Origin of the sequence: Euzebya pacifica (assembly GCF_003344865.1) — a bacterium.
Taxonomy (GTDB): Bacteria; Actinomycetota; Nitriliruptoria; order Euzebyales; family Euzebyaceae; genus Euzebya; species Euzebya pacifica.
Genome location: NZ_CP031165.1, coordinates 3601796 through 3615833 on the forward strand (window position 1 = coordinate 3601796; position 14038 = coordinate 3615833).

Sequence of the window (14038 nt, forward strand, 5' to 3'; positions counted from 1 at the left end):
GGGACACACGGGGCCGGGGACGCCCGAAACACCCCTCCCGCAATGTGCCATGCATGCAGCACACCCACTCCGCCAGGACCTCCGCGGCGGGCACACCCCGGCCGCGGTCCGTTGTGGTCGCCGGCAACGGGATGGTCGGCGAGCGGTTCCTCGCCGAGCTCGCCCGCACCCGCCTGCTCGACCGGATCCACCTCGTCGTCATCGGCGAGGAGCCCGTTCCCGCCTACGACCGCGTCCACCTGTCGGCCCGTGTCGAGGGGGCGACCGTCGAGGACCTCTCGATGGCCGACCCGGCGATCCGACAGCACCCCAACGTCACCGAACACCTGGGACGCCGCGTCGACGCCATCGACCGCTCCAACCGCACAGTCGTCCTCGACGACGGCGCCACGGTCGCCTACGACGACCTGGTGCTCGCCACGGGGTCGCGGCCGTTCGTGCCCCCGATCCCCGGCCACGACCTGCCCGGCTGCCACGTCTATCGCACGATCGGCGACCTCGACGGGATCGTGACGGACGCCTCGGACGCCAGCCGAGGGGTGGTCATCGGCGGCGGGCTGCTGGGGCTGGAGGCCGCCAACGCCCTCCGCCTGCTCGGGCTGGACGTCCAGGTCATCGAGTTCGCGCCCCGCCTGATGCCCCGGCAGCTGGACCAGCTGGCCTCCGATGCCCTGCGGTCGCGGGTGGAGGAGCTGGGGCTGACCGTCCGTACCGACACCGCAACCGCCGCGTTGTGCCCCGGCGACGACGGGCGCGTGGCGCGGCTGGAGTTCACCGACGGCAGCGTCGTGGACGCCGACATCGTCGTCTTCTCCGCCGGCATCCGTGCCCGGGACGAGCTGGCCCGCGACGCCGGTCTCGACGTCGGCGAACGCGGTGGCGTGGCCGTCGGGCCGTCCCTCACCTCCTCCGACCCGCACGTGCACGCCATCGGCGAGTGCGCGTCGGTCGACGGGATGGTCTACGGCCTCGTCGGCCCGGGCTACACGATGGCCCGGGTGCTGGCCGAGCGGCTGGCCGGTGGCGAGGTGACCTTCGACGGCGCCGACCTGTCGACCCAGCTGAAGCTGCTGGGCGTCGATGTGGCCAGCTTCGGCGACGCCATGGGGACCACCGACGGCGCCCGGGCCGTCGTCTACGACGACCCGATCACCCAGATCTACCGCAAGCTGGTGATCTCGCGCGACGGCACCACGTTGCTCGGCGGGATCCTCGTCGGCGACGCCTCGGGCCACGACCGGCTGCTCCGGCTGGTGCTGTCCGGTCGCCCGGTGGACGCACCGTTCGCCGCGCTCGCCGCCCCGACCGTCGAGGACGCCGGCGCCGTGGCCGGTGAGCTGCACGACGACGACCTGGTCTGCACCTGCAACAACGTCACGAAGGGCCAGGTCTGCGCTGCGGTGACCGAGCAGGGCTGTCGGACCCTCCCGGCCCTGACGGCCGCCACCAACGCCGGAACGGGGTGTGGCAGCTGTACCGCCCTGTGCAAGCGCATCCTCGACACCGAGATGGCCGCCGCGGGCCTGGAGGTCGACACCTCGCTGTGTCCCCATTTCCCGCAGACCCGCCAGGAGCTGTACGAGATCGTCCGGGTGAAGGGCCATCGCACGTTCGACGAGCTCCTCGCCGACGTCGGCCGGGGCAGCGGGTGTGCGACCTGCAAGCCGACCATCGCCTCGATCCTGGCCACGATCACCAACGAGTACGTCCTCGAGCCGCAGCACGCCCCGCTGCAGGACACCAACGACCGCTTCCTCGCCAACATCCAGAAGGACGGCACGTACTCCGTCGTCCCCCGGGTGCCCGGCGGCGAGATCACCCCCGACAAGCTGATGGTCATCGCCGAGGTCGCCAAGGAGTTCGACCTGTACACCAAGATCACCGGCGGTCAGCGGATCGATCTGCTCGGGGCCCGCTTGGAGCAGCTTCCGGCCATCTGGCGACGGCTCGTCGATGCCGGCTTCGAGTCCGGCCACGCCTACGGGAAGGCCCTGCGGACGGTGAAGTCCTGCGTCGGCCGGACCTGGTGCCGCTACGGCGTGCAGGACTCCACGACGCTGGCCATCGACCTCGAGGAGCGCTACCGCGGCCTGCGGAGCCCCCACAAGATCAAGATGGCCGTGTCCGGGTGCTCCAGGGAGTGCGCCGAGGCCCAGGGCAAGGACGTCGGGGTCATCGCCACGGAGAACGGCTGGAACCTGTACGTGGCCGGCAACGGCGGCATGAAACCCCAGCACGCCGTGCTGCTGGCCACCGACCTGTCCACCGAGGACCTTGCCCGCGCCATCGACCGGTTCCTCGCCTACTACGTCCGGACCGCCGACCGGCTGGAGCGAACCGCCACCTGGCTCAACCGCATCGAGGGCGGGATCGAGCACGTGCGGGCAGTCGTGATCGACGACTCGCTCGGCCTGGCCGACGAGCTGGAGGCCCAGATGGCCCACCACGTCGCCACCCATGCCTGTGAGTGGAAGGCCACGCTCTCCGACCCCGAACGACTCGCGATGTTCACCAGCTACGTCGACGACGACCGTCCCGACGCCTCGCTGGTCCACGTGCGGGAGCGCGGCCAGAAGCGGCCGGCGACCGACGAGGAACGTCGAACCCTGCCCCTCCTCGACCTCGGAGCGATGCGATGAGCACCCTCGACCGGGCCGTGGGCGTCGAGGTCCCCCTGGACCGGATCATCCCCGACACCGGGGTGGCGGTTCGGCTCGACGGCCACCCCGTCGCGGTCTTCCGGCTGCGCAACCGGGCCGGCGTCGACCGTGTCCTGGCCATCGACCACGTCGACCCGTTCACCGACGTCCCCGTGCTGGCCCGGGGCATCGTCGGCGACGTCGACGGCGAACCCGTCGTGGCCTCTCCCCTGCACAAGCAGCGCTTCTCCCTCCTCGACGGCCGCTGCCTGGACGACCCCGACATCCGCCTGTCCACCTTCGTGACCCGGGTCGAGGGGGGAGTCGTGCTGGTCGCCCGTCCCTGAGCCGGTCCCCGCCCCTCCCCTCCCGTCCCCCCGACCCTCGCAAGGAGTAGCTCGCCATGTCCGAACACCCCCCTTCCACGATGCCGACCCGTGCCCGCATCACGGCCCTGCTGCAGTTCAGCGGCCGCTACCGCGTGCTGCACCTCACCTGGTTCGCGTTCTTCCTGTCCTTCGTCGTCTGGTTCAACTTCGCGCCGTTCTCCGCAACCATCGGTGAGGAGCTCGGCCTGTCACGCGAGCAGCTGATCACCATCGGGTTGTGCAACGTCGCGCTGACGGTTCCGGCCCGCGTGCTGATCGGCATGGCGCTGGACCGCTGGGGGCCTCGTCGCGTGTACGCCTCGATCCTCGTGTACGCCGCGTTCCCCTGCACGATGTTCGCGCTGTCCACGTCGTTCCCCATGCTCGTCGTCAGCCGGCTGGCCCTGTCCATCGTCGGTGCCGGCTTCGTCGTCGGGATCCGCATGGTCAGCGAGTGGTTCCCTCCCCGTGAGATGGGGACCGCCGAGGGGGTGTACGGCGGCTGGGGCAACTTCGGCTCGGCTGCCGCAGCGTTCGCGCTGCCGACCCTGGCCGTGGCAGCGGCCGGCCTCGGCGGGTGGCGGCTGGCCATCGGCACGACCGGCGTACTGGCGGCCCTCTACGGGCTGTACTACCTGACCGCGGTGACCGACACACCCGACGGGGTGGCGTTCGCACGGCCACGGCGGCAGGGTGCGCTGGAGGTCACGACCCGTGGGGCCGTGTTCGGCCTGCTCGCCCTAAACATCCCCTTGGTCGGCATCCTCGGCTTGGTTGCCTGGCGGCTGATGCGCGTCGGATTCCTGTCCGCGACTGCCTTCACCGCCGTGCTCGTGGTGCTGGGGCTGGCCCTGGCTGTCCAGTCGCGCAGCATCCTCGGGGTCAACGCGCCGGCCCTCGCCGAGGAGTACGAGGCGTCGGACACCTACCCCTTCCGCTCCGTCGCGGTCCTGTCGCTGGCCTACGCGGTCACGTTCGGGTCCGAGCTCGCCGTCGTGTCGATGCTGCCGACGTTCTTCGCCGACACCTTCGGCCTGTCAGCGGTGGCGGCCGGGGCGACCGCGTCGGCGTTCGCGTTCATGAACCTGGCGGCCCGCCCCATCGGCGGCCTGATGAGCGACGTCATGGGCAGCCGCAAGCGGACGCTTCGCGTGATCCTGCTGGGCCTGGCGGTCGGCTACTCACTGATGGCGCTCGTCGGCTCGTCGTGGCCGGTGGCTGCAGCCGTTGCGGCAGCGATGTTCTGCAGCTTCTTCGTCCAGGCCGGCGAGGGCGCCACCTACGCGATCGTGCCGTTGGTGAAGAAGCGGGTGTCCGGCCAGATCTCCGGCATCGTCGGGGCCTACGGCAACGTCGGGGCGCTGCTGTTCCTCACCCTCCTGCTGTTCGCGGGACCGACGGCCTTCTTCCTCACCATCGGCGCGTCGGCCGTCGTCGCCTCGGTGGCAGGACACTTCCTGGTCGAGCCCGAGGACAGCTTCGCGGAGGGGCATGCCGACGACGCGGTCGGCCGGGTCGCCCTCCCGGATGCGGCCGTGGTCCCGGTCGCCTGACGGGACCGGGCCTGCTGCGCCGATGCCGGACGCGAACCGCGGATGGCGGCCGTCAGCCCGTCCGGGCCATCCGGCGTCGACGAGGACCTTCGCTGAGGCCACGCGCGATCTCACCCGCCACGTAGCGGCCGGCGGCCACCACGTGGTTGAGCGACGGGTCGACGTCCTTGCCGTCCCCCATCAGGCCGATCTGCGCCTCGTACCATTCCGACTCGCCTGCGGCGGTGATCAGCGGAGGTGGGGTGTAGTCGGGCAGGTCGACCCCGTCGGAGGTGCCGTCCAGCAGCGCCGTCGGCAGGTCCGGGTCGAACGCCAGCGGGCGTGCAAGTCCCACCGCGTCGACCGCACCGGACTCGACGAGGGCCTCCATCGCCTCGCGGGTGCGCAGGCCACCGGTGAGCAGCAGCGGCATGTCGCCGGCGACGGTGCGGGCGCGGCGGGCGAAGCCGGCGAAGTAGGCCTCCTTGAACGCACTGCTCCCCTCCTCCACCTGCTCGACCCGGGACTCCTGCACACCCGACATGTCGGCCAACCCGAACATCTCCGGCGACTCGTAGGTCCCACCGGAGATCTCCAGGAGGTCGACGTCCTCTGCGGCGAGCATGCCGACGACCTCGGCAGCGTCGTCCTCGCTGAACCCACCGTGCCTGAAGTCGGAGCTGTTGAGCTTCACGCCGACGGAGAACCCGTCACCGGTCGCCTCGTGGCAGGCCCGGACGATCTCGATCAGCAGCTTGGCCCGACCAGCGAGGTCGCCACCCCACTCGTCGGTGCGGCGGTTGGTGTGCGGCGACAGGAACTGCGCCAGCAGGTACCCGTGGGCGGCGTGGACCTGCACGCCGTCCATGCCGGCGTCACGACACCGGACGGCCGCCGCCGCGAACGCCGTCACGACATCGCTCACCTCGGCGGCGGTCAGCGCCCGCGGTCTGGCGAAGGACCCCAGCAACGCGACGGCCTCGACCTCGCTCGGGGCGACGGGCTCGCTGGTGATGTAGCGGGTGCACTGGCGCCCGGGGTGGCCGAGCTGCGCCACGATCGGGACCTCGCCGGTGGCCTCGACCACCCGCCGCAGGGCCGGCACGTCGAGGTGGGCGTCGGCCACGATGTTTCGGCTGCGCTCGAGGTAGCGACGGTCGACCATGAGGTTGCCGGTGATCAGCATCCCGGCCCCGCCCTCGGCCCAGCGGCGGTACACCCGCTCGTGGCGCACGGTCGGCTGGTTCCGCGAATCGGCCAGGTTCTCCGTCATCGGCGCCTTGACGATGCGATTGGGCAGGGTCAGGCCGCTGGGCAGCACGAGGGGCTTGGCGAGGATGGAGGACACGGACTGACCTTCCGATGGACGACGACACGGCAACTTAACAGTGTTCATCTCGAATGTCGACCAGTCGGGTTCGACAGGGACGTCAGGGATTCACGCAGTCCGACGCCTGCCCACGAGGTAGACCATCGTCAGTGGAACTCAACGCTCGTGACCTCGTCGGCGCCGCTCCGGTGCCGTGGTGCCTCGTCGACGGCGAGGGCAGGGTCGTGCGCGTCAACGACCGGATGGCTGAGCTGTGCGAGTCCTCCCCCGCAAAGCTCGAGGGCCGAGAGTTCCTCGACCTCGTCGACCCGACCGACCGGGCCAGGATCCTCGTCCCCCGACCGGAGTCGACGGTCTGGATGGCGTCGACACGGTTGATGACCGGACGGCCCGACCTGCACGTCACCGTCACCGGTGCGCCGGTCCCCACCTCGGACGGCAGCCGGATGTCCATCCTCGTCCTGAGTGACATCAGCGAACTGGTTCGGGCAACTGCAGAGGTCGATGAACTGCGCCGAGCAGCCCTCGACCTGGCGGACCAGCGGATCGCCATGGTTGCCACCGTCGCCCACGAGCTCCGTTCCCCCCTCCATGCCATCAACGGGTGGACGGAGATGCTGGCTGCCTCGGCGCTCGACCCCGAGCAACGTGACCTGATCGTCAGCCTCGAGACGGCGGTGGGTCGCCTGCGACGAACCGTCGACGAGTTCCTCGAGATCTCGCGTCTGGATGCCGGCGAGGTGGTCCTGCGCCCCACCGACGTTGACGTGCGAAGCCTCGTCGGGCGGGTGATGGAGCAGCATCGACAGCGTGCCGAGGACACCGGGACCGACCTGCAGGTCGTCATTGCCCCGGCCGTCCCGGCGATTCTCCACATCGATGGGTACCGGTTGGACCAGATCCTCACCAACCTCGTGGCCAACGCCGTCACCCATGGGGCTGGCGAGTCGGTTCGGGTCGACGTGGACACCATCGACGGCACCCTTCGACTCGCCGTCCAGGACCGAGGACCCGGCGTGCCGGAGGCCTACCGGGAGCGGATCTTCGATGCGTTCGTCCGTGCCCCCGGGTCCGAAGCAGGCGGCACTGGGCTCGGGTTGCCGCTCGTTCGGTCGCTCACGAGGCGTCTCGGGGGCGATGTGCGGTTGGAGGCACCGAGCGACGGGGGCACGCGCTTCGCGGTGACCCTCCCCCTCCTCGGGGCAGGCGACCCTCCCCGGACCCTGAGTCCCGTCGAAGGGGATGCGGTCGCGACGACGGCGGCCTCGGCCCGCGTGCTCGTGGTCGAGGACAACGAGATGATCCAGCTCCTCTCCGCCCAGCAGCTTCGCAGCCTCGGGCACGCCCCCACCGTGGTCGGCACGGGTGCCGAGGCACTGGAGTTCCTGCTCGACGCGACGCGCGTGGTCGACCTGGTGCTGATGGACTGGCAGCTACCGGACCTTCGGGGCACCGAGGTCTGCCGGCGCTTCAGGGAGGTCGAACGGCGGCAGAAGCGGGGACGGACGCCGGTCATCGCCCTCACGGCGAACGCCATGCCCGATACACGCGCTGCATGCCTGGCTGCGGGCATGGACGACTTCCTGCCCAAACCGGTGTCCGCTGCGGCGTTGGGGACCATGGTCGTCCGCTGGACCGCCGGCAACACCGATGGGGCGGGCGGCCCTCCCGTCATCGACGCGGCACGCCTGTTGGCGCTGGGCGCAGGAGGAACGACCGTCACGCCGATCGCGCAGGCCGTCCGACATCACCTCACGCACCTGGAGGACGACCTGGATCGTCTGGCGGAGGACGACCCACCGCCGGTGAGGCGCCTGTTGCACGGTCATCGGGTGTCCTGCGAAGTCATGGGCCTGGCCCAGCTGGCGGGCACACTGCGCGAGATGATGCATGGCGGTGGGCACCAGGATGACCTGCGCAGTCGCGCGCGGGAGGACATCCAACGGATCAGGCGTCGAATCAACACGATCACCGAACACGGTCCTCCGGCCACGGCGGACCTGACGGCAGTCGATCGGGAAGCTGCGGAGCGATGACGCTGATCACCACCAACGCGCGACGGGTCCCGCGAAGCCGTTCGAGGAACGAGGATCTCGGGTGAAGGGCATCATCTTCAACGTCGCAGAACGAGTCGTCTCCGATCGGTGGGATCCCGAGACGTGGGATGCGGTGCTGGACCGCGCCGGCCTCGTGGGCGCCTACTCGGCGCTCGGGACCTACCCCGACCAGGACATGGTCGCCATCCTGCGCGCCGCTGCGGACACGCTGGGAGTGCCCGTCGCCCACGTCCTCAGGGTGGTGGGACGTGACGGGTACCAGCACCTGGCCAACCGTTATCCCGACCTGTCGTCGCGCTACGCATCGGCCCGTGACGTGCTGCTGCACCTCGATCAGGTCATCCACCCCCAGGTCAAGGCGCTCAACCCCGAGGCGATCGTCCCCGAGTTCGACGCGTCGACGGCCGGCAACACCGTCATTCTCCGGTACCGATCGGAACGCGCCATGTGCCACCTTGCCGAGGGGCTGGTGGAGGGTGCGGCCGACGCCCACGGTGACATCGTCCGGGTGACCCAGCCGACATGCCGCCTCAACGGTGACGAGGAGTGTGTCCTGCACGTCACGTTCGAGGTGCCCGGACTGACCTCGTGACCGATGCAGCAGCCTACAGGCGGCGGTGGGAACGCGAACGCTTGGCCCGCGAGGAAGCCGAGACGATCGCCGAGCGAGCGCTTGCTGACCTCTACGCAGCCAATCAGGCCCTCGATGCGCGCGTGCAGGAACAGACCATCCACCTGACCGAGGCGCTGGCACGGGCACACAGGGCCGCCGCCGCCCGCGACGGCTTCCTCCACCAGCTGGCACACCGGGCCAGCAGCCCACTTCACATCGTGCAGGGCTTCGTGGAGCTCGTGGCACAAGAGGTCGGTCCGGGGCGTCTCGCACGAACCGCCGCGACCGCCGTGCAGGCGACCCGTCGTCTGGGTCGCAGCTTCGAGGGCCTGCTCGAGCTGTCCCAGATCGTCGCCGGGGGGTTCGATCCCCAGCCGTCCGGCACCTGCCTCGCCGACTGGACCGACGGCCTCCTGCGGCGCTGGCTACCCGATGTCGCTGCAGCCGGACGGACGATCATCGTCGACCCCGGGAACGCGCTGACGACCCCCTTCGAGGTGGACGTCCACCGCCTCGACCAGATCATCGACCCTCTGCTGGACAACGCCATCCTCCACGGGCAGGGACAGATCACAGTCGAGGCTGACCTCGACGGAGAGACCCTGCGCTGCAGCGTCGCCGACGATGGCGACGCGCCCGCCCCCGAGACCATCGAGCAGATGCTGACGCCTTTCTGGTCGACCACGGATGACGGGTTCGGTGTCGGCCTCTCGCTGTCGCTGATCATCACCGAGGGCTTGGGTGGTCATCTCCACATCGATCCCGTCTCGACGCACACCTGCCTGCGGTTCGTCCTTCCCGTGTCGCCGTCCCTCCGGCGCGCCACCGACCTGGCGACCGTCGACGACGCCGTCCTGCGCGCGCTGGTCGCCGAGCTGCCCGTCCCGGGCCTGCCGAGACGGCTTGTCGATGCGTGGACGGGCAGCCTCGACGCCCACCGCCTCGCCCTGCTGTCCGGCGACAGCGACGCCATCACCGGAGCGGCTCATGCATTGATCTCCGGAGCGAGGCAGCTGGGGCTCCACGAGCTCGGCGCTGCGGCTGCCGAGGTCGAGAGGGGGGACACGCGAGAGCTGCGGCTCCTGGTGGAGGCCCTCGACCTGGCGCCTGCGGCGCTCCACGAGGCGCTCGAACGGCTGGAAGCTGACGCCGACGATGGTCCTGACCAGAACTGACCGATCTGCTGGACCGACGGGTGCCGTCTGTGGCCGGGGTCCCGCGACGTTCCTGGTGACGACCCGACCGGTCAGGGTTAGCATGCGCCGGTGATCACACGTCCCCTGCGTCCGGCGGACCTCGCAGCCGCCCTGGTCGTCCGCAACGCCGTCGAGGAGGCCGACGCGCTCCCCATCCGGACCCCGATCGACGAGCTCGAGGAGGAGCTGACCGACGAGGGCGTCAGCTGGGCAGACGACACGCGCGGCGTGTTCGACGACGAGGCGTGCGTGGCCTACGCCTGGACCCGCCTGCCACCGGGGGCCACCGAGGACGGGTGGAACGTGCACGTGCACGTGGCCGTGCATCCCGACCGGACGACGCAGGGGCACGGGCGTGCGCTGCTGGAGTGGGCCGAGGCCCGCGGGATCGCGCGGCTGGCGGCGCTGGGCACCGACCAGCCGTGCCGGTTGACGACCTTCCTCAACGACACCCAGTCGAGGGCCGGCCGGATGCTCACCCGGGCGGGCTTCGCGATCGAGCGCTACTACGACGAGCTGACGGTCACGCTCGAGGACCGTCCGCCCGTCGATGCGGCCGAGGGCGTCGTCCTGACCGCATGGGACGCCGACGTGTCCGAGGCCGCCCGCCGGGTCAAGAACAGCGCGTTCGAGGATCACTGGGGCTCGGTGGCCACCCCCGCCACGAGCTGGAAGCGGATGGTGGGGTCGCCCCGGTTCCAGCCGGAGATGTCCACGCTGGCATGGGACGGCGACGACCTCGTCGGTGTGGTCATCACCAACCTCTATCCCGAGGACTGGCCGGTCGTCGGCCGCGAGGAATCGTTCATCCACATCGTCGCCGTGCTGGCCAGCCACCGCGGTCGCGGCATCGCGAAGGCGATGATCGACCGGGCCCTCACCGCGTCAGCGGCAGCGGGTCTGACGCACACGACCCTGGGGGTCGACACGGCCAACCCCACCGGCGCCCACGCCCTCTACACCGGTCTCGGATTCGTCCCGACGGCCCGCAACGCTGGCTGGGCCAAGCCCGTGCACCCCCCTGCGTGATAGGACAGGACCATGACCGACAACACCTACAAGATCACCGAGCTGGTCGGCACATCCACCGAGAGCGTGTCGACCGCCATCAGCAACGGCGTCACCAAGGCCAAGGAATCGGTCCGCAACCTCGACTGGTTCGAGGTCACGGAGATCCGCGGCCACATCGACGAGGGCGACGTCGCCCACTACCAGGTGACCATGAAGATCGGCTTCCGGCTCGAGTGAGCCGAGGGTCGCAGGCTAGACGTTGAACCCCATGGCGCGGAGCTCTTCCTTCGCGTCGGGGTCGATCATGTCCGTGGTCCACGGCGGGGAGAACACGAACTCGACCTCGGCGTCGTCGATGCCGGGCAGGCGGGTCAGGACGAGCGTGGCCTGCTGGTGGATCAGCTCCGTCAGCGGGCACCCCATCGAGGTCAGGGTCATCCGCATGTGGGCGGTGTTGTCGTTGACGACGATCTCGTAGACCAGTCCGAGGTCGACGACGTTGAGGCCGATCTCGGGGTCGAGCACGGCCTTCATCGCCTCGCGACACGCCGCGGGGGTGGCGACGCCGTTCTCGTCGACCTCGGCGTCGGAGAACGGGTTCTCGCTGCCGTCCTGACGCGCCTCGAAGGCCTCGTCGGTGTCCTCGGTGGGCCAGCCGGTGATGGGGTCAGTCGTTGACATGAATGATCAGTCCTACTGCGCTCTCGCGCGCTACTCGTGCGTCCGCACTACTCGTGTTCGACGCGGTGTTCGCTCTGGCCACGCTGGTGGGTCTCGATGGCGTCCTTGAGGGCCATCCATCCCAGGAGCGCGCACTTGACGCGGACGGGGAACTTGGCCACGCCCTGGAAGGCGACCCCGTCCAACAGGTCGTCCTCGCGCTTCATTCCCTCGCCGTGCATCATCAGCCGGAAGACCTCGGCGAGGTCCAGCGCATCCCCGAGCTCGCGGCCGGTCACGGCCTCGGTCATCGCCGAGGCGCTGGACATCGAGATGGAGCAGCCGTCGCCGTCATAGGCCACGGCCTCGACGGTGTCGGCGCCGTTCTCGCCCGGGCCGACCCGCAGGCGAAGGTCCATCTCGTCGCCGCACAGCGGGTTGGAGTGGTGGACCAGCACGTCGTGCGGTTCCAGCTCGGGGGCACGGTTCCTCGGCTTCTTGTAGTGCTCGAGGATGATCTCTTTGTAGAGGTCTTCTAGTGACATGGGGGCCTGCCTAGCTGAAGAAGTCCTGCGCCGCGCGGATGGCGTCGCAGAGGACGGCGATCTCGTCGGTCGTGTTGTACAGGTAGAACGACGCCCGGGTGGTGGAGTTGGACCCCAGGGCCCGGATGAGGGGCTTGGCGCAGTGGTGCCCGGTCCTGACCGCCACACCCTCGCGGTCGAGGATGGTGCCGATGTCGTGGGGGTGCAGCCCGTCGACGGTGAAGCTGAGCGCTGCACCGCGGACCTTGGGGTCCGACGGCCCGTGCACGGTGACCCCCTCGACCTCGGCCAGCGCCGGGAGCGCCTGCTCGAGGATGGCGATCTCGTGGGCACGCACGTTGTCCATGCCCAGCGCCGACAGGTAGTCCACGCCGGCACCGAGCCCGACAGCCTGCTCGATCATCGGCGTGCCGGCCTCGAAACGGAACGGGATCTCGTTGAACGTCGACTCGTACAGCTTCACGTCCAGGATCATGTCGCCACCACCCAGGAAGGGCGGCATGGTCTCCATGATCTCGGGCTTGCCCGCCAGGACGCCGACGCCCGAGGGGCCCAGCATCTTGTGGCCGGAGAACGCCAGGAAGTCGGCGTTCAGCTCGGCGAGCGAGGTCGGCATGTGCGGCACGGACTGCGCACCGTCGACCACGACAACCACGTCGGGGTTGGCGCGACGGGCAGCCTCGGCCATGTCGGCCACCGGGTTGATGGTGCCGACGACGTTGGACATCGCCGAGACGGCCAGCAGCTTCACGCGGCCGGTCCGGATGATCTCGTTGAACGCGTCGAGGTCCAGCTCACCGTCGGGGCGGATCGGCACCGCGGCCAGCTCGCACCCGATGTCGGGCTGCACGAGCTGCCACGGAACCATGTTCGCGTGGTGCTCCATCTCGGTGAACAGGACGATGTCGTCCGGCCCGAGGTGGGTGCGGGCCCAGCTGTGGGCGACGAGGTTCAGCGCCTCGGTGCCGTTCTTGGTGAACACCGTGGCGCGCTCGTCGGCACCGACGAAGCGGGCGACCTTGCGGCGGGCCTCGTCGTAGAGGTCCGATGCCTCGACCGACAGGGTGTGCACGCCGCGGTGCACGTTGGCGGTGTGGGTGGTGTACATCGCCACCACCGCGTCGATCATCTGCTGCGGCTTCAGCGACGTGGCCGCCGAGTCGAGGTACACCAGCGGCTTGTCGTGGACGGTGCGGCGCAGCACCGGGAAGTCCTTGCGGATCTCCATGACATCGAACGTCACTCGTGCACCTCCTCCTTCGCGGTCAATGGTATGGACCCCGTCCACCGAGTCGACGGTGGAAACGGTCCGTGGGCGGGTCGCGTCGACCCGCCCGGACGGCCTAGCTCTCGAACTGCTCGTACCCCTCGGCCTCGAGCATCTCCGCGAGGTCCGCGCCACCGGTCTTGACGATGCGACCGCCGGCCATCACGTGCACGTGGTCGGGCGTGATGTAGTTCAGGATGCGGGTGTAGTGCGTGATCAGCAGGACACCGAGGTCCGGACCGCGCAGCTTGTTGACACCCTCGGAGACGATGCGCAGGGCGTCGACGTCCAGGCCGGAGTCGGTCTCGTCGAGGACGGCGATGCGCGGCTTGAGCATGGCCATCTGCAGGATCTCGAAGCGCTTCTTCTCGCCACCGGAGAAGCCCTCGTTGACGTTGCGCTCGAGGAACTTGCCGTCCATCTTCAGGTCCGCCATGTGCTCGCGGAGCTTGGTCATGAACTGGCGGACCGGCATGTCCTCCTCGCTCGTGGCGTTGACGGCCGTGCGCATGAAGTTGGTCAGGCTGACCCCGGGGATCTCCGTGGGGTACTGCATGGCCAGGAACAGGCCGGCAGCGGCCCGCTCGTTAGGCGCCATCTCGGTGACGTCCTCGCCGTCGAAGCGGATGGCTCCGGCGGTGACCTCGTAGGCGGGGTGGCCAGCGATGGCGTAGGCGAGGGTGGACTTGCCCGAGCCGTTGGGGCCCATGAGGGCGTGGGTCTCGCCCTGGGCGACGGTCAGGTCGAGGCCGGTGAGGATTTCCTTGCCCTCGACCTCGACCTTGAGGCCCTCGATTTCGATACGTGCACTCATGTGGGA

Annotated in this window: 13 protein-coding genes; 8 read left to right on the forward strand and 5 right to left on the reverse strand. The window is 69.8% G+C overall.

The annotated features are described in order from the left end of the window. Nucleotides 1-53 precede the first annotated feature (53 nt). Genes nirB through DVS28_RS15405 form a run of 3 tightly spaced genes read left to right on the forward strand, consistent with a single transcriptional unit; the run spans nt 54 to nt 4560 of the window. Complete coding sequence (gene nirB / locus DVS28_RS15395; protein ID WP_114592244.1) at nt 54-2639, forward strand: nitrite reductase large subunit NirB; 2586 nt, start codon at nt 54-56, stop codon at nt 2637-2639. Then, nucleotides 2636-2986 carry a nitrite reductase small subunit NirD gene (gene nirD, locus DVS28_RS15400; RefSeq protein ID WP_114592245.1) on the forward strand — a complete coding sequence of 117 codons (351 nt, stop codon included), beginning with the start codon at nt 2636-2638 and terminating at the stop codon, nt 2984-2986. Before nirB ends, nirD begins: the two co-directional genes overlap by 4 nt. 56 nt (nt 2987-3042) lie before the next feature. Beyond that, nucleotides 3043-4560: a NarK family nitrate/nitrite MFS transporter gene (locus DVS28_RS15405; RefSeq protein WP_216826067.1), complete on the forward strand. Its 1518-nt coding sequence runs from the start codon at nt 3043-3045 to the stop codon at nt 4558-4560. A 52-nt stretch (nt 4561-4612) separates the two neighbouring features. On the opposite strand, the gene DVS28_RS15410 is transcribed toward DVS28_RS15405, so the two are convergent. Next, entirely contained in the window at nt 4613-5887 is a 1275-nt protein-coding gene (locus DVS28_RS15410) for an oxidoreductase (protein ID WP_164710594.1), read from the reverse strand. Between the two features lie 131 nt (nt 5888-6018). Here DVS28_RS15410 and DVS28_RS15415 point away from each other — a divergent pair, with 131 nt between their 5' ends. The 5 genes from DVS28_RS15415 to DVS28_RS15435 all read left to right on the forward strand — a co-directional run bounded on the left by DVS28_RS15415 (nt 6019) and on the right by DVS28_RS15435 (nt 10983). Then, on the forward strand, nt 6019-7905 hold the full coding sequence (locus DVS28_RS15415) for an ATP-binding protein (protein ID WP_164710595.1): 1887 nt from the start codon (nt 6019-6021) through the stop codon (nt 7903-7905). Nucleotides 7906-7966: 61 nt separating this feature from the next. Further along, entirely contained in the window at nt 7967-8518 is a 552-nt protein-coding gene (locus DVS28_RS15420) for a heme NO-binding domain-containing protein (RefSeq protein ID WP_164710596.1), read from the forward strand. Beyond that, nucleotides 8515-9714: a sensor histidine kinase gene (locus tag DVS28_RS15425; RefSeq protein WP_164710597.1), complete on the forward strand. Its 1200-nt coding sequence runs from the start codon at nt 8515-8517 to the stop codon at nt 9712-9714. Before DVS28_RS15420 ends, DVS28_RS15425 begins: the two co-directional genes overlap by 4 nt. Nucleotides 9715-9804: 90 nt before the next feature. After that, nucleotides 9805-10764 (forward strand): GNAT family N-acetyltransferase, encoded by a 960-nt coding sequence (locus DVS28_RS15430; RefSeq protein WP_114592251.1) that lies wholly within the window; start codon nt 9805-9807, stop codon nt 10762-10764. Nucleotides 10765-10776: 12 nt separating this feature from the next. Continuing rightward, nucleotides 10777-10983, forward strand: a complete 207-nt coding sequence (locus tag DVS28_RS15435) for a dodecin (protein ID WP_114592252.1) — start codon at nt 10777-10779, stop codon at nt 10981-10983. Between the two features lie 15 nt (nt 10984-10998). On the opposite strand, the gene DVS28_RS15440 is transcribed toward DVS28_RS15435, so the two are convergent. The 4 genes from DVS28_RS15440 to sufC form a co-directional block, all read right to left on the reverse strand. Next, a complete protein-coding gene (locus DVS28_RS15440; RefSeq protein ID WP_108664858.1) occupies nt 10999-11427 on the reverse strand; it encodes a metal-sulfur cluster assembly factor in 429 nt (142 codons plus the stop codon). 47 nt (nt 11428-11474) lie between these two features. Beyond that, complete coding sequence (sufU, locus tag DVS28_RS15445) at nt 11475-11951, reverse strand: Fe-S cluster assembly sulfur transfer protein SufU (protein ID WP_108664857.1); 477 nt, start codon at nt 11949-11951, stop codon at nt 11475-11477. 10 nt (nt 11952-11961) lie between these two features. Beyond that, nucleotides 11962-13194 carry an aminotransferase class V-fold PLP-dependent enzyme gene (locus DVS28_RS15450; RefSeq protein WP_216826068.1) on the reverse strand — a complete coding sequence of 411 codons (1233 nt, stop codon included), beginning with the start codon at nt 13192-13194 and terminating at the stop codon, nt 11962-11964. A gap of 100 nt (nt 13195-13294) precedes the next feature. After that, a complete protein-coding gene (gene sufC / locus DVS28_RS15455; protein WP_114592253.1) occupies nt 13295-14032 on the reverse strand; it encodes a Fe-S cluster assembly ATPase SufC in 738 nt (245 codons plus the stop codon). Between the last annotated feature and the right edge of the window lie 6 nt (nt 14033-14038).

What these genes read in the sequence shown, in the direction of transcription:
- DVS28_RS15405 (WP_216826067.1), top strand. Translation starts at nt 3,043, where the DNA reads ATGTCCGAACACCCCCCTTCCACGATGCCGACCCGTGCCCGCATCACG.
- sufU (WP_108664857.1), bottom strand. Translation starts at nt 11,951, where the DNA reads ATGTCACTAGAAGACCTCTACAAAGAGATCATCCTCGAGCACTACAAG.
- nirD (WP_114592245.1), top strand. Translation starts at nt 2,636, where the DNA reads ATGAGCACCCTCGACCGGGCCGTGGGCGTCGAGGTCCCCCTGGACCGG.
- sufC (WP_114592253.1), bottom strand. Translation starts at nt 14,032, where the DNA reads ATGAGTGCACGTATCGAAATCGAGGGCCTCAAGGTCGAGGTCGAGGGC.
- DVS28_RS15435 (WP_114592252.1), top strand. Translation starts at nt 10,777, where the DNA reads ATGACCGACAACACCTACAAGATCACCGAGCTGGTCGGCACATCCACC.
- DVS28_RS15440 (WP_108664858.1), bottom strand. Translation starts at nt 11,427, where the DNA reads ATGTCAACGACTGACCCCATCACCGGCTGGCCCACCGAGGACACCGAC.
- nirB (WP_114592244.1), top strand. Translation starts at nt 54, where the DNA reads ATGCAGCACACCCACTCCGCCAGGACCTCCGCGGCGGGCACACCCCGG.